Here is a 26,330-nt window from a genome sequence, read left to right on the forward strand (position 1 = left end):
CGCTCCGGATGAATATGATGATCTCATATCAGGAACTTGTTCGCACCTTCCCTAACATCTGGCGGTTCCGCGTTCATGGCAGTGATGATGTACAGGATTACCGGGTTACCGGGAATTATATTTGCGACAATACGCAAACTGCCCTGGAGCTGGCGAGGAATAATCTCGGTATCGTCTTTGCGCCGAAAGAGAGCCTGAGAAAAGAGTTAAAAAACGGTTCACTTGTTCCCTGCTTCCCGCATCAGGAAGAGTGGTGGCTGGATCTGACGGCCATCTTCCGCAAGCGTGAATACCAGCCATGGCGCGTGCAATACGTTCTGGATGGCGTCCTGAATAATCTTCGCCAGCAAATAGCTCAGGCCGCCCACGGACGGCCTGAGCTGGATGACTAGAACAGCCCCAGCGGTTTATCGGAGTAGCTGACCAGCAGGCATTTCGTCTGCTGATAATGCTCCAGCATCATTTTGTGCGTTTCACGCCCGATGCCTGACTGCTTATAGCCCCCAAAGGCCGCGTGCGCCGGGTAGGCGTGATAGCAGTTGGTCCATACGCGTCCGGCCTGGATCCCCCGGCCCATTTTATACGCCAGATTGCCGTTGCGGCTCCAGACGCCTGCCCCCAGGCCATACGGCGTATCGTTGGCAATCTCCAGCGCCTCCTCCATCGTTTTGAAGGTGGTCACGGCCAGCACCGGTCCAAAAATTTCCTCCTGGAAAACGCGCATATTGTTTTTGCCAGACAGAATGGTCGGCTCAAGGTAATACCCTTCCTGCAGATCGCCGCCGAGCACTTTACGGCGTCCACCGGTGAGGACATCCGCCCCTTCTTTTTTGCCGATATCAATGTAATTGAGGATGGTTTCCAGCTGTCCATGCGACACCTGCGCGCCCATCTGCGTCACGTTATCTAGCGGGTTACCGCTGCGTATCGACTCCACGCGGCGAATGGCCCGTTCCATAAAGCGCTCATAGATGGACTCCTGCACCAGCGCGCGGCTTGGGCAGGTGCAGACTTCGCCCTGGTTAAAGGCAAACAGCGCAAACCCTTCCAGCGCTTTATCGAAGAAGGCGTCCTCTTCCGCCATTACGTCCTCGAAGAAGATGTTTGGGGATTTTCCGCCCAGCTCCAGCGTCACCGGAATGATGTTCTGGGTGGCGTACTGCATGATCTGCTGACCCACTTCCGTCGAGCCGGTAAACGCCACTTTGGCGATGCGTTTTGAGGTCGCCAGATATTCCCCAATCTCCCCCCCGGCCCCGTTGACCACGTTAATCACCCCCGGGGGCAGCAGGTCACCGATAATGTCCATCAGCAGCAGTACTGAAAGCGGCGTTAAGCGGGCCGGTTTCAGGACAATGCAGTTCCCGGCCGCCAGCGCGGGCGCCATTTTCCAGCTCGCCATCAGCAACGGGAAGTTCCACGGGATAATCTGCCCCACCACGCCCAGCGGTTCGTGGAAGTGATACGCCACGGTGTCGCTATCGACTTCACTGATTCCCCCCTCCTGAGCACGAATACAGGAGGCAAAATAGCGAAAGTGGTCAATCGCCAGCGGCACATCGGCCGCCATCGTTTCACGGATCGGCTTGCCGTTATCCCAGGTTTCTGCCGTCGCCAGCAGCTCAAGATTTTGCTCCATCCGGTCGGCAATTTTGAACAGGATCGCCGCCCTGTCCTGCACGGAAGTCTGTCCCCATTTATCTTTGGCTTTATGCGCCGCATCCAGCGCCAGATCGATATCGCGCTTGCCTGAGCTGGCTATCTCGCACAGCGGCTGGCCGGTGACGGGAGTCAGGTTGGAATAGTATTCGCCGTCGACGGGTGCCACCCAGTCGCCGCCAATAAAGTTGTCATAACGGGGTTTTAGCTTGAGAGGGAAACCGTACTCGCCTGGCTGAATGCGTGAAGAGGGAGGATTGTTTGTCATGACCGTCTCCTTGCTGTTGGTGTACAACAAGGGTAGTACCGGCTGGTGATTTTATCGCCAGCCGGGAGTGGTGTTTACGACAGGGGTCACGCTGTTTCTGGAAAGAGCAACGAATCCCGTAATAAATGGTCGTTACCGCGACGGCGGGTAAAACCGATGCGGTTGAAATATTCCAGGATCTGAATGGCAAGCTTTCGCCCCACGTTCAGACGATCGCGGAAATCAGCCGCACAGGTGGAGCCTCGCGCCTGATCCAGTTCGCGGATCAGACTGGCAAACGCGACGATACGATCGTTGCGGTAATAACGATCTTTCACGATCGCAACGATGAGCCCCTGCTGCGCGGCATGGCGCAATACCTGGCGCATCACCTGCTCGTCGGTATTCGTTTCGCGGGCGAGATCGCGAACCCACCAGGGCTCATCGCCAAACAGAGGGGCCGCTTTTTGCCAGATTGCCTCTTGCTCTGCGGTGAACCCGGCTTTGTGATCCGGCAGATGCAGCCAGCCGTGGTGGCTTTTGATCACGCCGCTTTCACGCATGTTTTCTATCAGCAACAGCACCAGCGCATCGTCTTCCATTGGCAGCGCCATACGACGCAGGCGCTCGCGCCCCGGGCCAGGCTCATCCTGATGCTGTTCATGGTAGGTGGCAAGTGTGTTTAACACCTTTAGCTGCCAGCACGCCGCAACCGGCGCGTTCAGCAGGTTATTACCGGCCTGGATAAATCCCGGCTGCTGGGTCAGCGGGAGGAGGCCTTCGTTGCTGAGCTGTCGTGCCCAGGCGAAGTCGGTCAGGTTCACCGCACCGCGTTCAAGATGCACCTCCAGCGCAGCCTTGTCGTTACTGGCCTGCGCCAGTGCCGACAGCCACTGCAAATACTCCGGTTTACGCTTCCCGCGACGCGGCGGGTTGAGCGTCACCACCCGCGCCCCGGCCAGCGTTTCTCGCGCCGAGATATCACGCAGCACCAGACGGTCATTATCTGCCAGCCAGAGTGGCGTATCGAAAACCAGTTCAGCGAGATCGTTTTCCAGCAGCGACACGCGCCCGGTGATATGGCTGGCCGCATGGTGGATATGCAGCGGCTGCCACTGGCTGAGCGGGATATGCGTCTGCAGGGAGACAATCACCCGCTCAGACGGTTCTGGCGGCGCCTCAGACAGCAGCCAGTCGCCGCGGTTTAGCTGCGCTTTCTCCGCATCGCCGGCAATATTGAGGGCGATACGCTGCCCGGCATGGGCATGATCAACGGGCTGGTTTTGTGCATGCAACCCGCGCACCCGCATCGGCTTGTTAATACCCGTCAGCCATACGGTATCGCCCACCTTCACTTCCCCACTCAGGGCGGTACCGGTCACCACCAGACCCGCACCTTTAACGGTAAACGCCCTGTCGATGGCCAGACGAAAGCGATGATGGCTGGCATGTTCCCGCGACGAAAGCTGCTGCAAATGGTGGCGAAGTGCGTCGATCCCGCGCCCTTCTGTGGCGACTGTTTCAAACAGCGCAGCATCGGTAAAGCCATATTCGCGCAACGTGGCCTGCACCGCCTCGCGCACCTCGTTAATACGCGTCGCGTCCACACGATCGGCTTTAGTCAGCGCCACGGTTAGCTGTGGGTTGCCCGTCAACTGCAGGATCGCCAGGTGTTCACGCGTTTGCGCCATAACGCCGTCATCACATGCCACCACCAGCAGGGCATGGTCAATACCTCCGACCCCCGCCAGCATGTTGGAAAGAAACTTTTCGTGTCCGGGGACATCAATAAAGCCCAGCACGCGGCCATCGGGCTGCGGCCAGTAGGCATAACCCAGATCGATGGTCATACCGCGCTTTTTCTCTTCCGGCAGGCGATCGGCATTCACGCCCGTGATGGCCTGCAACAAGGTGGTTTTTCCGTGGTCAACATGACCGGCGGTGGCAATAATCATTTCAACAGCATCTCCAGAAATCGCTCTTCATCTTCAAGACAGCGTAGATCCAGCCACATTCGGCCATCGTAAATTCGCCCGATAACCGGCGTAGGCAGAGCACGCCAGCGCGCAGAGAGCGCATCAAGCCTGCTGCCGCGGCCATCGCGCGGGGTGAAGGTCAGGGCCGCGCTGGGCAGCCGATCCACCGGTAACGAGCCACTGCCAATTTGCGACTGGCAGGACTCAATGCGCACGTCGAAATCGGCGTAATGCGACGCGACATTCGGCAACAGTAACTCGGCCTGCGCGCGAATCGAGGCGGCATCACGCGTTAACAGACGCAGCGTTGGCAGGCGTTCCGCCAGTTTCTCCGGGTGGAGATAGAGCCGCAGTGTCGCGTCCAGCGCGGCAAGCGTCATTTTATCGGCACGCAGGGCGCGCTTCAGCGGATGCTGCTGCAGTTTCGCAATCAATTCACGCTTACCGACGATGATCCCGGCCTGCGGCCCGCCCAGCAGCTTATCACCGGAAAAACTGACCAGGCTAACGCCCGCCGCAATCATCTCCTGCACCATCGGCTCTTTCGGCAGACCATACTGGCTCAGATCCACCAGCGAGCCGCTGCCGAGATCGGCAACGACCGGCACATTCAGCTCCTGGCCTATCGCCGCCAGCTCGGCCTCTTCAACGGCTTTAGTGAACCCTTCGATATGATAATTACTGGTGTGGACCTTCATCAGCAGGGCGGTGTTTTCATTAACCGCCGCACGGTAATCTTTCGCATGGGTCCGGTTAGTGGTACCCACTTCATGCAGGGTACAGCCCGCCTGGCGCATCACGTCCGGGATGCGAAACGCGCCGCCAATCTCCACCAGTTCGCCGCGCGAGACGACCACCTCTTTGCCGCTGGCGGTCGCTGCCAGCATCAACAGGACCGCCGCCGCGTTGTTATTCACAATGCAGGCATCTTCAGCACCGGTGAGCTGGCAAAGCAGATCCGCCAGGGCCCGATCACGATGCCCGCGTCCTGCACCGTCGAGATCGTACTCCAGCGTGACAGGCGAACGCATGGCCTGCGTTACGGCATCTACCGCCTCTTCCGCCTGCTGCGCACGCCCGAGATTGGTATGCAGGACAGTCCCCGTCAGGTTAATCACCGGGCGCAACGCGCTTTGCCCTTTCTCAACCAGTCTCTGTTCCAGCTCCTGCTCCCACGCCACGCACCAGCCGGGCAAGGCATTTTCTGCCTGAATATGGCGCCGGGCCTCGTCCTGAAGCAGACGTAACATCTCAACCGTCGCGGTATGACCGAACCGCTCGACAGCGGAATGAATAAGGGGTTCACGAAGGAGTCGGTCGGTAGCGGGGATCTGGCTGTACAGGGAGTGATGAGTAGTCATGAAAGCGCCTGGCGAGTAAATATCATCCCCCCTCCCGACGGGAGAGGGAGTTAACATGTGGAGGGATTGTACCGCCTCCTGACACGAAGTGTTATAACCCGCGTCAAGCCTTTGGCGGTTCGGTACGGGCGAAGCTCTCGCGCTGGAAGAGCGTTTCGGCGAGCTTCACCAGCAGCGGACGGTCGACGCACCAGCCAGGGGAGACGCGACGAAAGTTGAGATAACCAATGGCGCAGGCGATAGCAATCGTCGCCAGATTCAGGCTATCCGTTGCTATTTTGCCCTCCTGGATGAGCTGCTCGCACCTGTCCAGGCTGCGGCTGATTTTCTCACGCTGGCGCAGCAGCTCCGTTTCCGACTGCTGAGCAACGGGCCTTGCCTGCTCGCGCACGGAAGTTAACGCCGCATCCATGATGCCATCGGCCAGCGCTTCAATTTGCTTCACTGCCAGGGCCGCCTTCGGATCTGCCGGTAACATGGCTGGCGCAACGCCGAGCAGCTCGATGTACTCAGCGATAATCGGGGAATCAAACCAGTATTCGCCCTCGTCCGTTACCAGCGCCGGGACTTTCCCCAGCGGGTTGTACTGCGCAACGCCGTTTTCGGCGTTGTAGGGCTGTTCATTAACGAATTCAAATTCAATCCCTTTCTCCAGCAGGAGAATCGAGATCTTTCGCACGAAGGGACTGGTGTAGCTGCCGATGAGTTTCATTGCCTGATCCTTGATGCCAGAAAAAGTCAGTATGGATCAAGCGCTGAAAAAAGGGCAGGTATGCATGTCGCATTCCTGCCCGGCGAGGATTAATGATCAAGATAGAGATAGTGCATCCAGCTGGTCATGCGCAGCAGGACTTTACGCATCACCGAGACGTGCGCGAAATGGTCGGAATAGACCGCCACCTGCGCGTAAATACCGTCCGGCAACGCATCAACGTCGGCGTTAGGCTCCAGTTCTATCAGCGCCTGCACGCCATCCGTGCCCGGTGTTACCGTTAGCGATTGCAGTGCCCCCTGCGCCTGATATGAGCCCCCTGGCACCACCGGCAGAATGCTGGTGAGCTTGCCGGAGAAGACCTGTCCCGGCAGAGCGTTAAACACCACTTCCGCTTCATCGCCCGGCTTCAGACGCAGCAGCGAGTTCTGACGGAACTGGGCCACAATCTGGCGTTTCTGTTCAGGAATAAAGACCATGACCGGGCGCAGCGGCAGCGCGGCGGCATACGTTCCCGGGCGAATCAGCACCTGGGTGATGTAGCCATTGCTCGGCGCACGTACCACGGTCTGATCCAGGTTGTATTTGGCTTCGGCCAGCTGGGCGCGTAAAGAGGCAATCTGCGACTGTTCGCCGTTCACCATGCTGTCTAACTGGCTTTTGATCTGCGTCTGTTCCGCCACTGAGCCTTTTACCAGCGCGTCCTGAGCCAGATAGTTCTGCCGCGCGTTGTCGATATCGCTCTCAGAGAACGGGTTTACCTTCGCCTGGCTGCCTTTGAGATAGCGCTGGTAATCTTTATACAGACGGTCCCGCTCGGCGGACACGCGCGTGGTGTTGGCTACTGCTTCCGACAGTTGCGCTTTGAGCACGTCGATATTGTGCGTCGCGGTCACCAGGTCGGCCTGCAGTATGTCGACCCGTGCCTGATAGCGGCCCGGGTCAAGTTTAAATAACACTTCGCCTTTTTTAATAAGCTGGTTATTTTTATCAGTGACTTCGCTGACCACGCCGGTCACCTGCGGCGTAATCGGAATGGAAATAACCGCTTTTTGCGCCGTAAACGTATACGGGTGGTTATAGTTCATTAATAAAATAAGGCCCGCCACAATAAACACCCCACCTAATGTAGCGGTGGCGAGCGTCCACTGGTTGACCGGAATACGGAATATTTTAAAAATCGCCCAGGCAAACGCCACGTAGGTCAAAATAATCAACAGATCCATAATTAGCGCTCCAGCGTTTTCGTATCAGCAGTGGGCTGTACCGCTGCCAGCTTTTTTTCTAATTCGGCCACGCGTTTGGCCAGCGCATCCATACCCGGCACCTCATCAGGTTTGGTGATGTGGTTTTGCATGCCCCAACCGCGATCTTCCCGGTACAGCGTGGCCCAGATCCACAGGAACGGCCAGATGGCATGGAGCGTAAACAGGCTAATCCAGCCCGCCGTGTGGATTGCATCGGCATGGGGATGATTACGCTTTTTGGCCATGTTATAGGGGATGTCATGAATGGCGATGATTCCATAAAACAGAACCAGAAAAACAAAAATCAATACGCCCAGCGCAAAATAGTTGAGAAACATATTCTCCTCACTTAAACAACGTCAACTCATTAAATTAATAAAACAGTACGCAACCTAATTAATTTATTTTTAAACATAAAAGGTAGACTGGTTATTTCAGAGCCGGGGAGTATCGGTTTTTATAATATCTCCATGCAAGTTTATAAACGTGTCAAAATATATCCTGAATAATAATATACTTAACCTTACATTATGAGCGTAATCCACGTTTTCGCTTTTCGCCATACCACACAGGAAAAGTGGTTTTTTAGCTTTGCGTGTTGCCCAGATCCATCGTGACGCTCATTCGTCAGGCAGAATTTGCCGCCGATCACAGCCGGAGAAATCCGCATAAAAATTTTTTGTGAATTAAATCACAACTCAGAAACAAACTCGCGACAACTAAATGTGATACATCTCACAAAAACAGGGGTGTTTTGCCGATTTTCTCCCCATTGTGTTTTTTTTAGACTGTGGTTTTGTGATTCAGATCACCTCATTTCCCGCCACACCCCCTGCATTTACGTGATTGTGATCACACAATTTTTCGCCGTCTGGACAGTTGAACGATTCAGTGCCAGATTTCACAGCATCAGAACAGGGCCCGGCTACCTCTGCCGCCTCATTAACAATAAACCTCGGGCCGCAAGCCTAAGCGTAAACAGAAGAAGGGGTGTTTTATGTCATCCGATTTCAAGATCAAAGTTCAAAGCTTTGGTCGTTTCCTCAGCAATATGGTGATGCCAAATATCGGCGCGTTTATCGCGTGGGGTATCATCACTGCATTATTCATTCCGACAGGGTGGTTGCCTAACGAAACGCTGGCGAAACTTGTTGGCCCAATGATTACTTACCTGCTGCCGCTGCTCATCGGTTATACCGGTGGTCGTCTGGTGGGCGGTGACCGTGGTGGCGTAGTGGGTGCCATCACAACCATGGGTGTTATCGTCGGTGCGGATATGCCGATGTTCCTCGGTGCGATGATCGCCGGTCCTCTGGGTGGCTGGGCGATTAAGAAATTCGACGTTTGGGTTGATGGCAAAATCAAATCCGGCTTCGAGATGCTGGTGAACAACTTCTCTGCGGGCATCATCGGGATGATCCTCGCGATTCTGGCGTTCCTCGGCATTGGCCCGGCAGTTGAAGTCCTGTCCAAGATTCTGGCGGCGGGCGTTAACTTCATGGTGGCGCACGACATGCTGCCGCTGGCGTCTATCTTTGTTGAACCGGCGAAAATCCTGTTCCTGAACAACGCCATCAACCACGGTATCTTCTCACCGCTGGGTATTCAGCAGTCTCATGACCTCGGCAAGTCCATCTTCTTCCTGATTGAAGCGAACCCGGGTCCGGGTATGGGCGTTCTGCTGGCGTACATGTTCTTTGGTCGCGGCAGCGCGAAGCAGTCTGCTGGCGGTGCGGCTATCATTCACTTCCTGGGCGGTATTCACGAAATTTACTTCCCGTACGTGCTGATGAACCCACGTCTGATCCTGGCCGTTATCCTCGGCGGTATGACCGGTGTGTTCACTCTGAGCGTGCTGAACGGTGGTCTGGTTTCTCCGGCGTCTCCGGGCTCTATCCTGGCGGTACTGGCAATGACGCCGAAAGGTGCCTATTTTGCTAACATCGCGGCTATCTGTGCGGCAATGGCGGTCTCCTTCGTGGTCGCTTCTATCCTGCTGAAAACCAGCAAAGTGAAAGAAGATGACGATATCGAAGCGGCAACCCGTCGTATGCACGACATGAAAGCCGAGTCCAAAGGCGCAACGCCGCTGTCAGCGGGTGATGTTTCTAACGACCTGAGCCACGTGCGTAAAATCATCGTTGCCTGTGATGCCGGTATGGGTTCCAGCGCAATGGGTGCCGGCGTGCTGCGTAAGAAAGTGCAGGATGCGGGCCTGACCAATATCTCAGTGACCAACAGCGCCATTAACAGCCTGCCACCGGATGTTGACCTGGTGATTACGCACCGTGACCTGACCGAACGTGCCATGCGCCAGGTACCGCAGGCACAGCATATTTCGCTGACCAACTTCCTCGACAGCGGCCTGTACACCAGCCTGACTGAACGTCTGGTGGCCGCACAGCGTCACGAAGACAACGAAGTGAAAGTGCGGACCAGCCTGCAGGACAGCTTTGACGAGAGCAATGCTCACCTGTTTAAGCTGGGCGCGGAGAACATCTTCCTCGGTCGTACCGCAGCCACCAAAGAAGAGGCAATTCGCTTTGCCGGTGAGCAGCTGGTTAAAGGCGGCTACGTTCAGCCTGAATATGTCGACGCGATGCTGGAACGCGAAAAACTGACGCCAACCTACCTGGGCGAATCCATCGCGGTGCCGCACGGTACGGTGGAAGCGAAAGACCGCGTGCTCAAAACCGGCGTGGTGTTCTGCCAGTATCCTGATGGCGTGCGCTTCGGTGAAGAAGAAGACGACATTGCCCGCCTGGTGATTGGTATCGCCGCTCGCAATAACGAGCACATCCAGGTGATTACCAGCCTGACCAACGCGCTGGATGATGAGTCCGTCATCGAGCGTCTGGCACAGACTGAAAGCGTTGAAGAAGTGCTGGCACTCCTCAACAAATAACAGCGTATCTTCCCTCTCCCCTTTGGGGAGAGGGCTAAGGTGAGGGGTATACGTTCCTCACCCCAGCCCTCTCGGGTAAAAACATTGATAAAGGTTAACACTATGAAAGCATTACATTTTGGCGCAGGTAATATCGGTCGTGGCTTTATCGGCAAACTGCTGGCAGACGCGGGCATTACGCTGACATTCGCCGATGTGAATCAGGTCGTTCTGGATGCCCTGAATGCCCGTCATAGCTACCAGGTACACGTGGTGGGAGAAAACGAGCAGGTTGAAACGGTCTCTGGCGTCAACGCGGTAAGCAGCATTGGCGACGATGTTATCGACCTCATCGCCAGCGTTGACCTGGTGACCACCGCGGTGGGCCCGGTGGTACTTGAGCGCATCGCGCCTGCGGTCGCAAAAGGCCTGGCAAAACGTAAAGCGCAGGGCATCGATACCCCGCTGAACATCATTGCCTGTGAAAATATGGTGCGTGGCACCACACAGCTGAAAGGCCACGTTCTGGCCGCCGTTGCGGACGAAGACAAAGCCTGGGTTGAAGCGCACGTTGGCTTCGTGGATTCTGCCGTTGACCGTATCGTTCCGCCGTCAGAATCTGCAACTAACGACCCGCTGGAAGTGACGGTAGAAACTTTCAGCGAGTGGATCGTGGACAAAACCCAATTTAAAGGCGCGCTGCCGACCATTCCAGGTATGGAATTAACGGATAACCTGATGGCATTTGTGGAACGTAAACTCTTCACGCTGAACACAGGTCATGCTATAACCGCGTACCTCGGAAAATTGGCCGGTCATCAGACTATTCGTGATGCGATCCTCGACGAGAAGATCCGCGCGGTGGTAAAAGGGGCAATGGAAGAGAGCGGCGCGGTGCTGATCAAACGCTACGGTTTTGATGCTGATAAACACGCAGCATATATCCAGAAAATCCTCGGTCGTTTTGAAAACCCGTATCTGAAAGATGACGTTGAGCGCGTGGGCCGCCAGCCATTGCGTAAGCTGAGCGCGGGCGATCGCCTGATTAAGCCGCTGCTGGGTACGCTGGAATACGGCCTACCGCACGCCAACCTGGTGAAAGGGATTGCCGCCGCGATGCACTACCGCAGCGAGCAGGATCCGCAGGCGCAGGAGCTGGCTCAGCTGATTGATGACCAGGGCGCACAGGCTGCGCTGGCGCAGATTTCCGGTCTGGACGCCAACAGCGACGTGGTTGCGGAGGCGGTTAACGCATATAACGCAACCAAATGATGCACAGTGAGGCGCAGGTGATCCTGCGCCCTGATTACAGATTGTCAGATATGCAGGCAATAATGGAACAAACCCAGGCCTTTGAAAATCGTGTGCTTGAGCGTCTGAATGCTGGCAAAACCGTACGAAGTTTCCTGATTACCGCCGTCGAGTTGTTAACCGAGGCGGTGAATATCCTGGTACTTCAGGTGTTTCGCAAAGACGACTACGCGGTAAAATATGCTGTAGAACCGTTACTGGACGGCGACGGACCGCTGGGCGATTTATCCGTGCGTCTGAAGTTGATTTATGGTCTTGGCGTGCTGAACCGGCAAGAGTATGAAGATGCGGAGCTGTTGATGGCGCTGCGCGAAGAGCTCAATCATGACGGTAATGAGTACACCTTTACCGATGACGAGATCCTTGGCCCCTTCGGCGAGCTGCATTGCGTTACCGCGCTCCCCCCTGCCCCCCATTTTGATAACAGCGACCCGGAACTGTACGCCATGCAAAAGCTGCGTTATCAACAGGTTGTCCGTTCCACGATGGTTCTTTCCCTGACTGAGCTGATTTCCCGAATCAGCTTAAAAAAAGCGTTTCAGAAGTAAGCCTGCTCACATTGGTGTATCCTTCCCTCTAAATTCCCCGTTTTCAGAGTTATTTGTCATGAAAGAAGTCGAAAAGAACGAAATTAAACGCCTGAGCGACCGCCTGGATCTGATCCGCCATCAGATGGCCGGTCTCTCGCTGGTAGACTCCGCCGAGAAGTACGCCGAGCTTGAGAAAGAGACCGCGAAGCTGGAAGCGGAGATCGAGCGCCTGCGCGAAGTGAAAAGCCAGAAGCTGAGTAAAGAAGCGCAGAAGCTGATGAATATGCCGCACCGCCGCGCCATTACCAAAAAAGAGCAGGCCGATATGGGCAAGCTGAAGAAAAGCGTACGGGGTCTGGTGGTGGTCCACCCGATGACCGAGCTTGGCCGCGAGATGGGCCTGAAAGAGATGACGGGTTTTTGTAAGACGGCGTTCTGATTATTCCCCTCTCTGTGGGTGAGGGCATCAGGCCCCACCCTGCTTTTAATTGGCCCAACCAATCCCCCCTTTCTTTCTTCCCTGGTTCACAAATCCATTATTTCCGCTCACAAAACCATTGCCAGCCCATAACATCTGGTTAACCATTTGTTGTCATTACCCCTACAACACAATATTGGCAGGACCACTTTTACACAGACTGTGACGCAGAGATGAGCGGAGACTCACCCGCAGCATAGGCTGTCTGGTCCCCAGGAGACCTGCATGAGCCTCTGGCAACAAAACTACGACCCGGCCGGGAATATCTGGCTGTCCAGCCTGATCGCATCGCTGCCGATCCTGTTCTTCTTCTTTGCGCTGATTAAGCTCAAGCTGAAGGGCTACCTCGCCGCGACGTACACCGTCGCCATCGCGCTGCTGGTGGCGCTGTTCTTCTACAAAATGCCGATCGATCGCGCGCTGGCATCCGTTGTTTACGGTTTCTTCTATGGCCTGTGGCCGATTGCGTGGATCATCATCGCCGCAGTGTTTGTCTATAAAATCTCAGTCAAAACCGGGCAGTTCGACATCATTCGCTCGTCGATTCTCTCCATCACGCCGGACCAGCGCCTGCAGATGCTGATTGTCGGCTTCTCCTTCGGGGCGTTTCTGGAAGGGGCGGCAGGGTTTGGTGCGCCGGTGGCAATCACCGCCGCGCTACTGGTGGGGCTGGGCTTTAACCCGCTCTATGCCGCCGGTCTTTGCCTGATCGTCAACACCGCGCCGGTGGCGTTTGGCGCGATGGGTATTCCGATTCTGGTCGCAGGCCAGGTGACTGGCCTGGACAGCTTCGAGATTGGTCAGATGGTTGGCCGCCAGTTGCCGTTCCTGACCATTATCGTGCTGTTCTGGATCATGGCGATTATGGACGGCTGGCGCGGCGTGAAGGAGACCTGGCCTGCGGTGATGGTGGCGGGCGGTTCGTTCGCGATTGCCCAGTATCTCAGCTCGAACTTCCTTGGCCCGGAGCTGCCGGACATTATCTCTTCCCTGGTGTCGCTGGTCTGTCTGACGCTGTTCCTGAAACGCTGGCAGCCAGTACGTATTTTCCGCTTTGCCGATATGGGCGCGTCGCACGTGGATCAGACGCTCGCCCGCACGGGCTATACCGCCGGGCAGATCGTTCGCGCCTGGTCACCGTTCCTGTTCCTGACCGCCACCGTAACACTGTGGAGCATCCCGCCGTTTAAGGCCCTGTTTGCCCCGGGCGGTGCGCTGTACGACATGGTGATTAACATCTCCGTGCCGTTCCTCGACAAGATGGTCGCCCGTATGCCGCCAGTGGTGCACGACGCCACGCCGTACGCGGCAGTGTTTAAGTTTGACTGGTTCTCCGCCACCGGCACGGCCATCCTGTTTGCCGCACTCCTTTCTGTGGTGTGGCTGCGCATGAAGCCGGCCGCCGCGGTACAGACCTTTGCGGCGACCATTAAAGAATTGATGCTGCCGATCTACTCCATCGGCATGGTGCTGGCGTTCGCGTTTATCTCAAACTACTCTGGCCTGTCATCAACGCTGGCACTGGCGCTGGCCCATACCGGCCACGCCTTCACCTTCTTCTCGCCGTTCCTCGGCTGGCTGGGGGTGTTCCTGACCGGGTCAGATACCTCGTCTAACGCCCTGTTCGCCGCCCTGCAGGCGACGGCGGCTCAGCAGATTGGCGTCTCTGACGTGCTGCTGGTGGCCGCGAATACCACCGGCGGCGTGACCGGGAAGATGATCTCTCCGCAGTCCATCGCCATTGCCTGTGCGGCAGTAGGGCTGGTGGGTAAAGAGTCCGACCTGTTCCGTTTTACCGTGAAACACAGCCTGATATTCACCTGCATGGTCGGGGTGATCACCACCCTGCAGGCCTATGTCTTAACCTGGATGATCCCATGATAGTCATGCCCAGACGCCTGTCCGACGAGATTGCCTCTCGCGTGCGGGCGCTGATTGAAGAACAACAGCTGGAAGCGGGCATGAAATTGCCCGCTGAACGTCAACTCGCCGCCCAGCTTGGCGTGTCGCGCAATTCCCTGCGTGAAGCGCTGGCGACACTGGTCAGCGAAGGAGTACTGGTAAGCCGTCGCGGCGGCGGCACCTTTGTGCGCTGGCAACATGACGACTGGTCCGAGCAAAACATCGTCCAGCCGCTCAAAACCCTGATGGAGAATGACCCGGACTACAGCTTCGACATCCTCGAAGCCCGTCACGCCATCGAAACCAGTACCGCCTGGCATGCGGCCATGCGGGCAACCGAAGCCGACAAAGAGAAGCTCAGGGCCTGCTTCGACGCCACGCAAAGCAGCGACCCGGATATCGCTTCGCAGGCGGATGTCCGCTTTCACCTGGCGATTGCCGAGGCATCACACAACGTGGTGCTGCTCCAGACCATGCGCGGTTTTTTCGACCTGCTGCAATCCTCCGTGAAGCAGAGCCGCCAGCGCATGTATCTGGTCCCGCCGGTCTTTGCTCAACTGACCGAACAACACGAGGCGGTGCTCAACGCCATTCTGGCCGGTGATGCCGAGGCCGCACGCAAGGCGATGATGGCGCATCTGGGCTTCGTCCACACCACCATTAAACGATTTGATGAAGATCAGGCCCGACAGGCGCGTATTACCCGTCTGCCTGGCGACAGTGATATATCCAGGGAGAACAAAGCATGATTATTTCAGCAGCCAGTGACTACCGCGCCGCGGCGCAGCGTATTTTGCCGCCGTTCCTGTTCCACTATATCGACGGCGGGGCCTATGCCGAATATACCCTGCGCCGTAACGTGGAAGATCTGTCGGAGGTGGCTCTGCGTCAGCGCGTGCTGAAGAATATGTCGGATCTGAGCCTTGAGACGAAACTGTTTAACGAAACGCTCTCCATGCCAGTAGCGCTTGCCCCGGTCGGGCTGTGTGGCATGTACGCCCGTCGCGGTGAAGTGCAGGCCGCAGCCGCGGCGGATGCCAAAGGCATCCCGTTTACCCTCTCCACCGTGTCTGTCTGCCCGATTGAAGAGGTGGCCCCGACCATCAAGCGCCCGATGTGGTTCCAGCTGTACGTCCTGCGCGATCGCGGCTTTATGCGTAACGCGCTGGAGCGCGCCAAAGCGGCGGGCTGTTCCACGCTGGTCTTTACCGTTGATATGCCCACCCCCGGCGCGCGCTACCGTGATGCCCACTCCGGCATGAGCGGCCCGAACGCTGCTATGCGTCGTTACTGGCAGGCGGTAACACATCCGCAGTGGGCGTGGGACGTGGGCCTGAATGGTCGTCCACACGATCTGGGGAACATCTCGGCTTATCTCGGTAAGCCTACCGGGCTGGAAGATTATATCGGCTGGCTGGCGAACAATTTCGATCCGTCCATCTCCTGGAAAGACCTGGAATGGATCCGCGAATTCTGGGACGGCCCAATGGTGATCAAAGGGATCCTCGACCCGGACGACGCCCGCGACGCGGTGCGTTTTGGCGCAGACGGGATAGTGGTCTCGAACCACGGCGGACGTCAGCTCGATGGCGTGCTCTCATCCGCACGCGCCCTTCCGGCGATTGCCGATGCGGTTAAAGGCGACATCGCTATCCTCGCCGACAGCGGTATTCGTAACGGGCTGGACGTGGTGCGAATGATTGCGCTGGGTGCCGACAGCGTACTGCTGGGACGCGCTTACCTTTACGCGCTGGCCACCAGCGGCCAGGCAGGGGTAGCAAACCTGCTCAACCTGATTGAGAAAGAGATGAAGGTTGCAATGACTCTCACCGGGGCGAAAACAATCGGCGAGATCAGCAAGGATTCTCTGGTGCAGGAGCTGAGCAAGATCCCTGCGGCACTGGCACCGCTTACCCACGGAGACGCGGCCTGACCCCCTCCGCTTAACCAACCTTACTCACGCGTCCGATCTCCTCCATCGGGCGCGTTTTTGTGTCGTAAATAACATCTAGATAACATATTAGATAAGAATATTTGACATCCCCCGCCACACGCAATTGTATAGACAAGCAAATACAAGAACACAAAAACAACATCACATCAGAGAGGAGCGTATGGCCTATTCAGGTAAGGTGGATATTCAGCAGGTAATCGACGACAGTTCCTTTTCATGGTTTCACTGGCTACTCATTGTGCTGGGCTTTCTGGTGCTGGCAATCGATGGTTTCGATACAGCGGCAATGGGCTACATTGCCCCGACGCTCTCGGCAGAATGGGGGATCCACAAACAGGATCTGGGGCCGGTACTGAGTGCCGCGCTGCTGGGACTGTCGCTGGGTGCGCTGATCGCAGGTCCTGTATCGGACCGGATGGGCCGCAAGCGCGTGCTGGTCTTTTCGTGTTTATTCTTTGGTCTTGCAAGCCTGGGCGCCGCCTGGGCGCAAACCCTGAACACCCTGACGCTGTGGCGATTTCTCACCGGCCTGGGTTTGGGTGCGGCAATGCCTAACGCCATCACGCTGATCTCAGAGTTTGCCCCTAAGCGCTGTCGCGCCATGGCGATCAATACCATGTACTGCGGTTTTCCTCTGGGCGCGGCGGGTGGTGGGGCAATCTCCTCCTGGCTGATTCCTCACCACGGCTGGCGAAGCGTACTGCTGACCGGCGCAATTGCCCCGCTGATCCTGACGCTGCTGCTGGCGCTGTTTTTGCCGGAGTCGGTGAAGTTTCTGGTTCAGCGTGGAAGAGACGTGATGCAGATCCGCCGTATCGCCAGCCGCTTCGCCCGCGGCACGCTGGATGGCGTGACCGGCTTTTTCCTGGCGGAGGAGCGGGTCGCGTCTAAGAAAGGGAGCGTGGCACAGCTGTTTTCTATGCCCTGGCTGCCCGGCACCCTGATGCTGTGGGTGACCTACTTTATGGGGCTGGTGATTTATTACGTCCTGCTGAGCTGGATGCCGACGCTGATGCTGGGGATGGGTTATCCGCTCGCGGAATCTGCCTGGCTCACCTCGCTGTTCACCTTCGGCGGTACCGCAGGCATTCTTCTCGCCGGGTGGATGATGGACCGCTGGGAGGCGCACAGGGTGGTGGCAGGTGGGTTTATGCTGACCATGGCGCTCATCCTGCTGCTCGGCATGGAGCATAATCACATCGCCCTGTTTGGCGGATTGATTTTCCTGATGGGGATCGCCATGAACGGCGCGCAATCAGGGATGCAAACTTTGGCCGCCACCTTCTACCCAACCGAATGCCGCGCGACGGGTATCGCGTGGATGCAGGGAATTGGCCGTTTTGGTGGCGTGGCGGGTACCATGACCAGCGCGCAGCTTCTCTCCATGCAGTGGCAGGCAGACAGTATTTTGATGATCCTCAGCCTGCCCGCGCTGGTCGCTGCAGGTGCCACCGTCTATAAAATGCTGCGCTGCCGCCCACAGGAACCCGGCGTCGCGTAGTGCCCGTCATTTCTGCTATGCTGCCCCCGCAATTAAGGGGGCAGCATGCTTAACATCGTTTTATTCGAACCAGAAATTCCGCCTAATACCGGCAACATTATCCGCCTGTGCGCCAACACCGGGTTTCGCCTGCATATTATCGAGCCGATGGGCTTTACGTGGGATGATAAACGCCTGCGTCGTGCGGGGCTGGATTATCATGAATTTACCGCGGTGGTTCGCCATCATGATTACGCCGCGTTTCTGGAAAGCGAAAAGCCAGAGCGCATGTTTGCCCTGACGACCAAAGGCACGCCCGCGCACAGCGCCGTGAGCTACCAGGCAGGCGACTATCTGATGTTTGGCCCGGAAACCCGCGGCCTGCCGGCCACGATTCTGGACGCCCTGCCCGCTGAGCAGAAAATCCGTATTCCGATGATGCCGGACAGCCGCAGCATGAACCTGTCGAACGCCGTGTCCGTGGTGGTGTATGAAGCCTGGCGCCAACTGGGGTATCCGGGCGCCATTCTCAGAAGTTAAATGCCGTCACCATACTCAAACGTATGGTGAATACCGTTGAAGTGCTGATCCATGTCCATCGATGGTTTATCACTGTCTGGCTTACCGACGATGCGCGCCGGTACGCCAGCGGCGGTGGTGTGCGGCGGCACGGGCTGCAGCACCACAGAGCCCGCGCCGATTTTCGCGCCGCGGCCCACTTCGATATTGCCGAGGATTTTGGCACCCGCGCCAATCATCACCCCTTCACGAATTTTCGGATGGCGATCGCCGCTGGTTTTGCCGGTACCGCCCAGGGTAACCGACTGCAGGATCGACACGTCATCTTCAATGACCGCCGTCTCACCGACAACAATCCCGGTGGCATGGTCGAGCATGATCCCCCGGCCAATTTTGGCCGCCGGGTGAATATCAACCTGGAAGGTAACAGAAACCTGGTTTTGCAGGAAAATTGCCAGCGCGCGGCGGCCTTCCTTCCATAACCAGTGGCCGATGCGGTACGCCTGTAAGGCATGAAAACCCTTCAGGTACAGCAGCGGCGTAGAATATTTATCGACCGCCGGATCACGCGTGCGCACGGCCTGAATATCACAGGCGGCAGAGGCGATCATTTCCGGGTCTGCGGCGTAGGCCTCTTCCACCACTTCACGAATGGCGATGGCGGGCATGATTGAAGACGCCAGCTTGTTGGCGAGCATATAGCTCAGGGCACTACCGAGGTTTTCGTGCTTGAGTAACGTTGCATGGTAGAAACTGGCCAGCATCGGCTCACAGTCGGCCAACGCCCGGGCTTCGGCTTTAATATTATTCCAGACGATATCCAGTTCTTCACACGGCATTGCTTACTCCAGACGATAGTATAATGACCAGCCAGTTCTGCGCTGGCTGGGTCATTCAGGTGACAATGGTTCCGACTAGTTACTGCTGCGCTCGTCCTTGCGCGCACGACCTAATAAGGTCAATGCTGCCTCGCGCGCATTTTTTCCGCAATACAATACCTGATAAATTTCCTCGGTTATTGGCATTTCGACACCAAAACGGTGCGCCAATTCGCGGACTTCTTTGGTATTGCGGTAGCCTTCAACCACCTGACCAATCTTCTCCTGCGCGCCTTTTACATCCATGCCCTGACCGAGCATCATGCCAAAGCGGCGGTTACGCGACTGGTTGTCGGTACAGGTCAGCACCAGATCGCCTAAACCCGCCATCCCCATAAAGGTGGCCGGATCGGCACCCAGTGCCGCCCCGAGACGGGACATCTCGGTTAACCCACGGGTGATCAGCGCTGTACGTGCATTGGCACCAAAGCCAATGCCGTCGGACATCCCGGCGCCAATGGCGATGACGTTCTTCACCGCACCGCCCAGTTGCACGCCGATAAAATCGGGATTGCTGTAGACGCGGAAACTCTTGCCGCAGTGCAGCAGGTGCTGAAGATCGTCCGCAAAGACAGGATCCGTAGAGGCCAGCGAGATTGCCGTTGGCAGGCCTGCGGCCAGCTCTTTGGCAAACGTTGGGCCGGAGATAACCGCCAGCGGAATCTCGGTACCCAGCACTTCGCGGGCAACGTCCTGCAACAGACGACCGGTTTCGGCTTCCAGCCCCTTCGTTGCCCACACAATGCGTGCATCCGGGCGCATCAGCGGCTTAATCTGCTGTAGCACGTCGCCAAACACATGGCTCGGCACCACAATCAAAATATTGCGGCTGGCTGCCAGCGCGGTCGCAAGATCGCTTTCCAGGTGCAGGGAGTCAGGGAACGGAACGTCAGGAAGGAACGCCACGTTGCAGCGGTCGTGCTGCAGCGTTGCGATATGTTTTGGGTCGTGGCCCCACAGGACCACCTCGTGACCATTTCTTGCCAGCGTGATGGCAAGAGCGGTGCCGTAAGAGCCGGCACCGATCACAGTCATTGACGCATTAACAGTGCTCATCAGGCATCCTGATGTTGTTCAGCACCTTCGCCAGCCTGCTGCTGCAGATAGTTCATGAACAGTGCATCAAAGTTAACTGGCGCAAGGTTCAGTTGCGGGAATGTACCGCGAGAAACCAGGCTGGTGATGCATTCACGCGCATACGGGAACAGGATGTTCGGGCAGTATGCACCCAGGCAATGCGCCATCTGGTTGCCTTCAATACCACCGATGGAGAAGATACCGCCCTGCTGAACTTCACACAGGAATGCAGTTTCTTCGCCCAGAGAGGCGGTCACGGTCACACGCAGTACGACTTCATACACGTCATCAGCCAGCTGGGTTGATGCGGTATCCAGATCAAGTTTAACCTCTGGCTGCCAATCTTTCTGGAAAACATGTGGCGCATTTGGCGCTTCGAAAGAGACATCCTTGGTGTAGATACGCTGGATCTGGAAAGTCATTTCGGTGTTGTTTTGTTCTGACATGGAAAAACCCTTTTTAAATTGTCCTAAAGTCTCTTAGCTCAGCAGGGGATCGAGTCCACCACGGGCGTCGAGCGCATACAAGTCATCACAGCCGCCAATGTGCTGCGCATCAATAAAAATCTGCGGAACCGTCGTGCGACCACTACGTTGAATCATCTCTTCGCGTTTTATCGCGTCACCATCGATCGGCAGTTCCTGGAACGTTACGCCTTTGCTGTTCAGCAGCGCTTTCGCACGGTGACAGAACGGGCAGGTCGCTTTGGTGTAGATCTCGATATTGGCCATCACTGAACTCCTTATTTACCGCGCACCAAAGGAAGGTTTTCTCCGCTCCAGCCGGAAATGCCTTCTTTCAGTACAGAGACGTTTTCGAAGCCTGCTTTATGAAGCAGCCTAGCAGATTCCTGCGCCTGCATGCCGGTACCGTCAACAACGATAATCGGCTGGGCTTTATGCTTCTCAAGCTCGCCCACGTTGTTGGCTTTGATTTCAGCTGGCAGCAGGTTGATAGCGCCTGCAATGTGCCCTTTGCGGAAATCGTCACGCTGACGCAGATCGACCACGACGGCATCTTCTTTGTTAATCAGACGCGTCGCTTCACCACGGGTGATAACCTTAATCTTAGACGTCAGGCCCTTAAATGTGGTGAACAGCACAGCGGCCAGCAGGCCAATCCACGCGATGCTCAGAACCGGATGGCGGCTAACGAATTGCATAATTTCTTGCATGGAGGGTAACTACTCCCGACTTAATGATTAAAAAAACCAGGACAGGAGTATACCTGTGCGTTGTGGCAAATACAGCCAGCGACCCTAAGCTAATCCATTTTCTGCGGCATGCCACCTAAAAAAATGCCTCAAAATGGTCGGAGAAGCATCTTGCCCCTGCCCTTTCTTTGATCTTCTGCGGCTATTTGAACGATTCAGCTGTAGTAAAATTACGCAAATTTTTGACTCTTGAGCATGAGGTTGTCGCAATGTCGGTTTCTAAAAAACCTATGGTACTGGTGATTCTGGATGGCTATGGCTACCGTGAAGATCAACAGGATAACGCCATTTTCAACGCTAAAACCCCGGTCATGGATGCGCTGTGGGCGAAACGTCCCCACACTCTGATTGACGCATCCGGCCTGGAAGTGGGTCTGCCGGACCGTCAGATGGGTAACTCTGAAGTCGGTCACGTCAACCTGGGCGCCGGGCGCATTGTCTATCAGGATCTGACGCGTCTGGATGTTGAAATCAAAGAACGCACCTTCTTCGCCAACCCTGTGCTGTGTGGTGCGGTGGATAAAGCCGTTGCCGCAGGCAAAGCCGTGCATATCATGGGTCTGCTGTCTGCCGGCGGCGTTCATAGCCATGAAGATCATATTATGGCGATGGTTGAACTGGCCGCTGAGCGCGGTGCGGAAAAAATCTACCTGCACGCGTTCCTGGATGGCCGCGATACGCCACCGCGTAGCGCTAAAGGTTCGCTGGAAGCCTTCGAAGAGAAATTTGCCGCACTGGGCAAAGGCCGCGTGGCATCTATTATTGGCCGCTACTACGCCATGGATCGCGATAATCGCTGGGATCGTGTGGAACAGGCCTATGACCTGATGACGCTGGCAAAAGGCGAGTTCCAGTTTGCGACTGCCGTTGAGGGCCTTGAAGCCGCGTACGCGCGCGATGAAAACGACGAATTCGTGAAAGCGACCGTCATTCGCGCAGAAGGCCAGGCTGATGCCGCCATGGAAGATGGCGACGCGCTGATCTTCATGAACTTCCGTGCTGACCGTGCGCGTGAAATCACCCGCGCATTCGTTAACAGCGATTTCGACGGTTTCGCCCGTAAGAAAGCGGTGAACATCAACTTCATCCAGTTGACCGAGTACGCCGCTGACATCGACGCCCCATGCGCTTACCCACCGGCTTCACTGGCCAACACCTTCGGTGAGTGGATGGCGAAAAACGATAAGACGCAGTTGCGTATCTCCGAAACCGAGAAATATGCCCACGTCACCTTCTTCTTTAACGGCGGTGTAGAAGAGCCGTTCAAAGGCGAAGATCGCATTCTGATTAATTCACCAAAAGTCGCTACCTATGACCTGCAGCCAGAGATGAGCTCTGCGGAATTGACCGAAAAACTGGTTGCGGCGATCGTTAGCGGCAAATACGACACCATCATCTGTAACTATCCGAACGGTGACATGGTGGGTCATACCGGGGTGATGGAAGCGGCTATTAAAGCGGTTGAAGCGCTGGATCACTGCGTTGAGCAGGTTGCCAAAGCGGTTGAATCCGTTGGCGGCCAGCTGCTGATTACCGCTGACCACGGTAACGCAGAACAGATGCGCGACCCGGCAACCGGACAGGCGCACACCGCCCACACCAACCTGCCGGTTCCGCTGATTTATGTAGGTGATAAAGCACTGAAAGCAGTGGAAGGCGGCAAGCTTTCTGACATCGCGCCAACCATGTTGTCGCTAATGGGTATGCCGATCCCTGAAGAGATGACTGGTAAGCCGCTGTTCATCGTGGAATAATCGCTCCCCATGAGGGGAAAGGCGATTTTTTCAATCACATGGGTCGTGAAACCGCTTAGGTTATCAATCAGACCTCTGTTTTACGCCAGCGCACTCAGCGCTGGCGTATTGCTGTGCGCCGCATCCGCCCACGCGGACGATCGCGACCAGCTGAAATCCATTCAGGCCGATATCGCCGCCAAAGAGCGTGCGGTACGTCAGCAGCAACAGCAACGCGCGTCGCTGCTTGCTCAGCTTAAGCAGCAGGAAGAGGCGATCTCCGCCGCCGCACGTAAGCTCCGCGAAACACAAAACACCCTCTCCCAGTTGAATAAACAGATCGACGAGATGAACGCGTCGATTGCCAAGCTGGAACGTCAGCGCGATGCGCAGGAACGTAATCTTGCGGCGCAACTTGACGCCGCATTCCGCCAGGGTGAACACACCGGCCTTCAGCTGATCCTCAGCGGTGAAGAGAGCCAGCGCGGTCAGCGCCTGCAGGCTTATTTCGGCTATCTGAACCAGGCGCGTCAGGAGACTATCGCGCAGCTAAAACAGACGCGCGAAGAGGTCACCACGCAAAAAGCCGAGCTGGAAGAGAAGCAGAGCCAGCAGCAGACGCTGCTCTACGAACAGCAGGCCCAGCAGGCAAAGCTCGAACAGGCTCGCAACGAACGTAAGAAAACCCTTTCCGGGCTTGAATCCTCCATTCAGGCTGGTCAGAGCCAGTTGAGCGAAATGCGCGCCAACGAATCGAAGCTGCGTAATAGCATCGCCCGAGCGGAAGCCGCGGCAAAAGCCCGCGCCGAAAAAGAGGCTCGCGAGGCGCAGGCCGTTCGCGATAAGCAGCAGGAAGCCTCCCGTAAAGGCACAACCTATAAACCAAGCGAAAGCGAACGCTCATTGATGTCACGAACCGGTGGCCTGGGCTCCCCTCGCGGTCAGGCTTACTGGCCCGTTCGCGGTACAATTCTGCATCGTTATGGCGAACAGCTGCAGGGTGAACTACGTTGGAAAGGGATAGTTATCGGTGCGTCTGAAGGTAGCGAAGTGAAAGCCATCGCCGATGGCCGCGTGATCCTGGCCGACTGGCTGCAGGGTTACGGGCTTGTGGTGGTGGTTGAGCACGGTAAAGGCGACATGAGCCTCTACGGTTACAACCAGAGCGCACTGGTCAGCGTTGGCACTCAGGTGCGCGCGGGTCAACCCATCGCCCTTGTGGGCAGCAGTGGCGGTCAGGGCCGCCCGTCACTCTATTTCGAAATTCGTCGCCAGGGTCAGGCGGTCAATCCACAGCCGTGGTTGGGAAGATAAGTTTTGCTTCAATTTCGTCGAATTGTTCTCTCCGTCGCCAGCGCACTGGCGCTGGTCGCACCGGTATACGCCGGTAAACTCGCCATTGTGATTGATGACTTCGGTTATCGTCCGCACTATGAAAATCAGGTGCTGGCGATGCCGGCAGCCATTTCTGTCGCCGTCCTCCCGAATGCGCCACACGCGCGTGAGATGGCGACCAAGGCCCACAACAGCGGCCACCAGGTATTGATCCATCTGCCGATGGCCCCCATCAGCAAACAACCGCTGGAAAAAGATACTCTGCGCCCTGAGATGAGCAGCGATGAGATCGATCGCATTATCCGCGACGCTTACAATAAAGTGCCGTATGCCGTGGGGTTAAACAACCATATGGGCAGCGCGATGACATCCAGCCTGTACGGGATGCTCAAAGTGATGCAGGCGCTGGAGCGTTACAACCTCTACTTCCTCGACAGCATGACCATCGGCAACAGTCAGGCGATGCGTGCCGCGCAGGGAACGGGGGTGAAGGTGATTAAGCGCAAGGTGTTCCTTGACGATACGCAGAACGAAGCAGACATTCGCGTGCAGTTTAATCGCGCTGTGCAGCTGGCCCGCCGCAATGGCTCCGCGATTGCCATCGGCCACCCGCATCCGTCGACCGTTCGCGTCCTGCAGCAAATGCTGCCGACCTTGCCTTCGGATATCACGCTGGTCCGCCCGAGCGATCTCCTGAACGAACCACAGGTTGATACGTCGACGCCGAACCAGGGGAAACCTGGGTCATCAACGCCGCGTAACCCGTTCCGCGGCGTAAAACGCTGTGTGCCGAAACAAGCCCCTGAACCGGTTTATGCGACCCGGTTCTTCTCTGTGATTGGTGAAAGCATGAGCCAGAGTACGCTGGTGCAATATTTTCAACATCAGTGGCAGGGCTGGGGTAAGAAAGCGTAACTATTTTATAAGGCGAGAGTCCGTGTGCTCTTTTGTAACGGGCTCTTTTCTTTCCTGATATTGATACCAGGATTTGAAATACTTCAAAAAACTGTAGGCGGTGGCATAGAGACCTGTCACCGCCCCCACTCTGCCCTGACGCCAGGCACCCCTAAACAGATACCATTTGAAAAAAGCCCCGATCGCACTGATTACGCCTCGCCCAATAGAGGGACGGGCAGGCTGGTATTTCACCAGACGGGTGGTGTAACTGTTCAGCTTGTTGAATACTTCATGCAGGTTGTAAAACGTGTCGTGGCGCACCCGTCCCGGCATTTTTACTGCGTTAATATTGCCTTCAACTTTGTCATCCACCGGACGGTGGTTAAAACGGGCCCGGGTACGATTAAAAAGCCGTACCGGGAAATCTGGAGAGGAGACAGGGTAAATAGTACGCACTTCTTCACCCAGAACATGCCAGTATCGGGCGATACGCCAGGCACGATCGTCGGCTGGTTCATCCCCCGCTTTCAACGCCAGAATAAAGTCGACCGTTTCCCCATCCAGGATTTCATCACTGTCCATACACAACACCCAGTCATTGCTTGACAGATCGACGGCATAGTTCATCTGCGCGCCGTGCATAGCATAAGGGTGACGGTGAATGGGAAGTCCATATTCGCGACAAATATCCAGCGTGGTATCCGTGCTGCCGGAGTCCACAACGACAATTTCATCTGCCACCATTAACAATGGAGGGATTACCTCGTGCAGTAAACGAGCAGAGTTACAGGTTAATAAACAAACGGTGAGCTTGAACATAATCACTGTAAACTTAAACGGATAATCAACAAACTTTATAAGGGTGTGGGTAAAAAAGCGAAGAAAAAATCGAAATAATCTGATTGCGGATGTCAGAAACGTGAAGAAGTCGTTAAAA

Annotated in this window: 25 protein-coding genes; 13 read left to right on the forward strand and 12 right to left on the reverse strand. The window is 56.3% G+C overall.

Going from position 1 to position 26,330, the window contains the following annotated elements; genetic code table 11:
• Positions 1-392: LysR substrate-binding domain-containing protein (locus tag HX884_RS08660; protein ID WP_256737114.1), on the forward strand; the 392-nt coding region annotated here is incomplete at its 5' end.
• Here HX884_RS08660 and HX884_RS08665 read toward each other — a convergent pair.
• From HX884_RS08665 to HX884_RS08690, 6 genes are all read right to left on the reverse strand, one after another.
• Positions 389-1,927: an aldehyde dehydrogenase family protein gene (locus HX884_RS08665; RefSeq protein ID WP_020686520.1), complete on the reverse strand. Its 1,539-nt coding sequence runs from the start codon at positions 1,925-1,927 to the stop codon at positions 389-391. The two genes, HX884_RS08660 and HX884_RS08665, sit on opposite strands and share 4 nt — an antisense overlap.
• Positions 1,928-2,013: 86 nt before the next feature.
• A complete protein-coding gene (selB, locus tag HX884_RS08670; RefSeq protein ID WP_178327986.1) occupies positions 2,014-3,861 on the reverse strand; it encodes a selenocysteine-specific translation elongation factor in 1,848 nt (615 codons plus the stop codon).
• Positions 3,858-5,243: an L-seryl-tRNA(Sec) selenium transferase gene (selA, locus tag HX884_RS08675; RefSeq protein WP_038982544.1), complete on the reverse strand. Its 1,386-nt coding sequence runs from the start codon at positions 5,241-5,243 to the stop codon at positions 3,858-3,860. The genes selB and selA overlap by 4 nt, the downstream gene beginning before the upstream one ends.
• Positions 5,244-5,346: 103 nt before the next feature.
• Positions 5,347-5,955: a glutathione S-transferase gene (locus HX884_RS08680; protein ID WP_013094937.1), complete on the reverse strand. Its 609-nt coding sequence runs from the start codon at positions 5,953-5,955 to the stop codon at positions 5,347-5,349.
• Between the two features lie 89 nt (positions 5,956-6,044).
• Positions 6,045-7,181: an HlyD family secretion protein gene (locus tag HX884_RS08685; protein ID WP_178327987.1), complete on the reverse strand. Its 1,137-nt coding sequence runs from the start codon at positions 7,179-7,181 to the stop codon at positions 6,045-6,047.
• 2 nt (positions 7,182-7,183) lie between these two features.
• The gene (locus tag HX884_RS08690) at positions 7,184-7,540 is read right to left on the reverse strand and encodes a DUF3302 domain-containing protein (protein ID WP_178327988.1); all 357 of its coding nucleotides are present in this window, start codon (positions 7,538-7,540) and stop codon (positions 7,184-7,186) included.
• Between the two features lie 659 nt (positions 7,541-8,199).
• Here HX884_RS08690 and HX884_RS08695 point away from each other — a divergent pair.
• The 9 genes from HX884_RS08695 to trmL all read left to right on the forward strand — a co-directional run bounded on the left by HX884_RS08695 (position 8,200) and on the right by trmL (position 18,281).
• A complete protein-coding gene (locus tag HX884_RS08695) occupies positions 8,200-10,107 on the forward strand; it encodes a PTS mannitol transporter subunit IICBA (RefSeq protein ID WP_020686515.1) in 1,908 nt (635 codons plus the stop codon).
• Positions 10,108-10,209: 102 nt separating this feature from the next.
• Positions 10,210-11,358 carry a mannitol-1-phosphate 5-dehydrogenase gene (gene mtlD / locus HX884_RS08700; protein ID WP_013094932.1) on the forward strand — a complete coding sequence of 383 codons (1,149 nt, stop codon included), beginning with the start codon at positions 10,210-10,212 and terminating at the stop codon, positions 11,356-11,358.
• A complete protein-coding gene (mtlR, locus tag HX884_RS08705; RefSeq protein WP_013094931.1) occupies positions 11,355-11,945 on the forward strand; it encodes a mannitol operon repressor MtlR in 591 nt (196 codons plus the stop codon). The genes mtlD and mtlR overlap by 4 nt, the downstream gene beginning before the upstream one ends.
• A 58-nt stretch (positions 11,946-12,003) precedes the next feature.
• Positions 12,004-12,366: a YibL family ribosome-associated protein gene (locus HX884_RS08710; protein ID WP_023621173.1), complete on the forward strand. Its 363-nt coding sequence runs from the start codon at positions 12,004-12,006 to the stop codon at positions 12,364-12,366.
• A 264-nt stretch (positions 12,367-12,630) separates the two neighbouring features.
• Complete coding sequence (gene lldP / locus HX884_RS08715) at positions 12,631-14,286, forward strand: L-lactate permease (protein ID WP_023621174.1); 1,656 nt, start codon at positions 12,631-12,633, stop codon at positions 14,284-14,286.
• Positions 14,283-15,056: a transcriptional regulator LldR gene (gene lldR / locus HX884_RS08720; protein ID WP_020686511.1), complete on the forward strand. Its 774-nt coding sequence runs from the start codon at positions 14,283-14,285 to the stop codon at positions 15,054-15,056. The genes lldP and lldR overlap by 4 nt, the downstream gene beginning before the upstream one ends.
• Complete coding sequence (lldD, locus tag HX884_RS08725; protein ID WP_013094925.1) at positions 15,053-16,240, forward strand: FMN-dependent L-lactate dehydrogenase LldD; 1,188 nt, start codon at positions 15,053-15,055, stop codon at positions 16,238-16,240. Before lldR ends, lldD begins: the two co-directional genes overlap by 4 nt.
• A 181-nt stretch (positions 16,241-16,421) precedes the next feature.
• The gene (locus HX884_RS08730; RefSeq protein WP_020686509.1) at positions 16,422-17,762 is read left to right on the forward strand and encodes an aromatic acid/H+ symport family MFS transporter; all 1,341 of its coding nucleotides are present in this window, start codon (positions 16,422-16,424) and stop codon (positions 17,760-17,762) included.
• Positions 17,763-17,807: 45 nt separating this feature from the next.
• Positions 17,808-18,281, forward strand: coding sequence for a tRNA (uridine(34)/cytosine(34)/5-carboxymethylaminomethyluridine(34)-2'-O)-methyltransferase TrmL (gene trmL / locus HX884_RS08735; RefSeq protein WP_013094923.1), 474 nt, complete (start codon positions 17,808-17,810; stop codon positions 18,279-18,281).
• Here the strand turns inward: trmL and cysE are convergent.
• The 5 genes from cysE to HX884_RS08760 form a co-directional block, all read right to left on the reverse strand.
• Positions 18,278-19,099 (reverse strand): serine O-acetyltransferase, encoded by an 822-nt coding sequence (cysE, locus tag HX884_RS08740; protein ID WP_013094922.1) that lies wholly within the window; start codon positions 19,097-19,099, stop codon positions 18,278-18,280. The two genes, trmL and cysE, sit on opposite strands and share 4 nt — an antisense overlap.
• A gap of 75 nt (positions 19,100-19,174) precedes the next feature.
• A complete protein-coding gene (gene gpsA, locus HX884_RS08745; protein WP_020686508.1) occupies positions 19,175-20,194 on the reverse strand; it encodes an NAD(P)H-dependent glycerol-3-phosphate dehydrogenase in 1,020 nt (339 codons plus the stop codon).
• The gene (gene secB, locus HX884_RS08750) at positions 20,194-20,661 is read right to left on the reverse strand and encodes a protein-export chaperone SecB (RefSeq protein WP_003860835.1); all 468 of its coding nucleotides are present in this window, start codon (positions 20,659-20,661) and stop codon (positions 20,194-20,196) included. Before secB ends, gpsA begins: the two co-directional genes overlap by 1 nt.
• Before the next feature lie 33 nt (positions 20,662-20,694).
• On the reverse strand, positions 20,695-20,946 hold the full coding sequence (gene grxC / locus HX884_RS08755) for a glutaredoxin 3 (protein WP_010426371.1): 252 nt from the start codon (positions 20,944-20,946) through the stop codon (positions 20,695-20,697).
• Between the two features lie 11 nt (positions 20,947-20,957).
• Complete coding sequence (locus HX884_RS08760) at positions 20,958-21,389, reverse strand: rhodanese-like domain-containing protein (RefSeq protein ID WP_178327989.1); 432 nt, start codon at positions 21,387-21,389, stop codon at positions 20,958-20,960.
• Positions 21,390-21,637: 248 nt separating this feature from the next.
• Here HX884_RS08760 and gpmM point away from each other — a divergent pair, with 248 nt between their 5' ends.
• Genes gpmM through HX884_RS08775 form a run of 3 tightly spaced genes read left to right on the forward strand, consistent with a single transcriptional unit; the run spans position 21,638 to position 25,411 of the window.
• Positions 21,638-23,182: a 2,3-bisphosphoglycerate-independent phosphoglycerate mutase gene (gene gpmM, locus HX884_RS08765; RefSeq protein ID WP_029881907.1), complete on the forward strand. Its 1,545-nt coding sequence runs from the start codon at positions 21,638-21,640 to the stop codon at positions 23,180-23,182.
• A gap of 33 nt (positions 23,183-23,215) precedes the next feature.
• Positions 23,216-24,475, forward strand: a complete 1,260-nt coding sequence (gene envC / locus HX884_RS08770; protein ID WP_246932297.1) for a murein hydrolase activator EnvC — start codon at positions 23,216-23,218, stop codon at positions 24,473-24,475.
• A 3-nt stretch (positions 24,476-24,478) separates the two neighbouring features.
• Entirely contained in the window at positions 24,479-25,411 is a 933-nt protein-coding gene (locus HX884_RS08775) for a divergent polysaccharide deacetylase family protein (RefSeq protein WP_058678536.1), read from the forward strand.
• Here HX884_RS08775 and HX884_RS08780 read toward each other — a convergent pair whose 3' ends face one another.
• On the reverse strand, positions 25,412-26,212 hold the full coding sequence (locus HX884_RS08780; protein WP_178327991.1) for a glycosyltransferase family 2 protein: 801 nt from the start codon (positions 26,210-26,212) through the stop codon (positions 25,412-25,414).
• Positions 26,213-26,330: the final 118 nt, after the last annotated feature.

Origin of the sequence: Enterobacter sp. SECR19-1250 (genome assembly GCF_013391025.1) — a bacterium.
Classification (GTDB): domain Bacteria; phylum Pseudomonadota; class Gammaproteobacteria; order Enterobacterales; family Enterobacteriaceae; genus Enterobacter; species Enterobacter cloacae.

What these genes read in the sequence shown, in the direction of transcription:
- HX884_RS08665 (WP_020686520.1), bottom strand. Translation starts at nt 1,927, where the DNA reads ATGACAAACAATCCTCCCTCTTCACGCATTCAGCCAGGCGAGTACGGT.
- selB (WP_178327986.1), bottom strand. Translation starts at nt 3,861, where the DNA reads ATGATTATTGCCACCGCCGGTCATGTTGACCACGGAAAAACCACCTTG.
- selA (WP_038982544.1), bottom strand. Translation starts at nt 5,243, where the DNA reads ATGACTACTCATCACTCCCTGTACAGCCAGATCCCCGCTACCGACCGA.
- HX884_RS08680 (WP_013094937.1), bottom strand. Translation starts at nt 5,955, where the DNA reads ATGAAACTCATCGGCAGCTACACCAGTCCCTTCGTGCGAAAGATCTCG.
- HX884_RS08685 (WP_178327987.1), bottom strand. Translation starts at nt 7,181, where the DNA reads ATGGATCTGTTGATTATTTTGACCTACGTGGCGTTTGCCTGGGCGATT.
- HX884_RS08690 (WP_178327988.1), bottom strand. Translation starts at nt 7,540, where the DNA reads ATGTTTCTCAACTATTTTGCGCTGGGCGTATTGATTTTTGTTTTTCTG.
- HX884_RS08695 (WP_020686515.1), top strand. Translation starts at nt 8,200, where the DNA reads ATGTCATCCGATTTCAAGATCAAAGTTCAAAGCTTTGGTCGTTTCCTC.
- mtlD (WP_013094932.1), top strand. Translation starts at nt 10,210, where the DNA reads ATGAAAGCATTACATTTTGGCGCAGGTAATATCGGTCGTGGCTTTATC.
- mtlR (WP_013094931.1), top strand. Translation starts at nt 11,355, where the DNA reads ATGATGCACAGTGAGGCGCAGGTGATCCTGCGCCCTGATTACAGATTG.
- HX884_RS08710 (WP_023621173.1), top strand. Translation starts at nt 12,004, where the DNA reads ATGAAAGAAGTCGAAAAGAACGAAATTAAACGCCTGAGCGACCGCCTG.
- lldP (WP_023621174.1), top strand. Translation starts at nt 12,631, where the DNA reads ATGAGCCTCTGGCAACAAAACTACGACCCGGCCGGGAATATCTGGCTG.
- lldR (WP_020686511.1), top strand. Translation starts at nt 14,283, where the DNA reads ATGATAGTCATGCCCAGACGCCTGTCCGACGAGATTGCCTCTCGCGTG.
- lldD (WP_013094925.1), top strand. Translation starts at nt 15,053, where the DNA reads ATGATTATTTCAGCAGCCAGTGACTACCGCGCCGCGGCGCAGCGTATT.
- HX884_RS08730 (WP_020686509.1), top strand. Translation starts at nt 16,422, where the DNA reads ATGGCCTATTCAGGTAAGGTGGATATTCAGCAGGTAATCGACGACAGT.
- trmL (WP_013094923.1), top strand. Translation starts at nt 17,808, where the DNA reads ATGCTTAACATCGTTTTATTCGAACCAGAAATTCCGCCTAATACCGGC.
- cysE (WP_013094922.1), bottom strand. Translation starts at nt 19,099, where the DNA reads ATGCCGTGTGAAGAACTGGATATCGTCTGGAATAATATTAAAGCCGAA.
- gpsA (WP_020686508.1), bottom strand. Translation starts at nt 20,194, where the DNA reads ATGAGCACTGTTAATGCGTCAATGACTGTGATCGGTGCCGGCTCTTAC.
- secB (WP_003860835.1), bottom strand. Translation starts at nt 20,661, where the DNA reads ATGTCAGAACAAAACAACACCGAAATGACTTTCCAGATCCAGCGTATC.
- grxC (WP_010426371.1), bottom strand. Translation starts at nt 20,946, where the DNA reads ATGGCCAATATCGAGATCTACACCAAAGCGACCTGCCCGTTCTGTCAC.
- HX884_RS08760 (WP_178327989.1), bottom strand. Translation starts at nt 21,389, where the DNA reads ATGCAAGAAATTATGCAATTCGTTAGCCGCCATCCGGTTCTGAGCATC.
- gpmM (WP_029881907.1), top strand. Translation starts at nt 21,638, where the DNA reads ATGTCGGTTTCTAAAAAACCTATGGTACTGGTGATTCTGGATGGCTAT.
- HX884_RS08780 (WP_178327991.1), bottom strand. Translation starts at nt 26,212, where the DNA reads ATGTTCAAGCTCACCGTTTGTTTATTAACCTGTAACTCTGCTCGTTTA.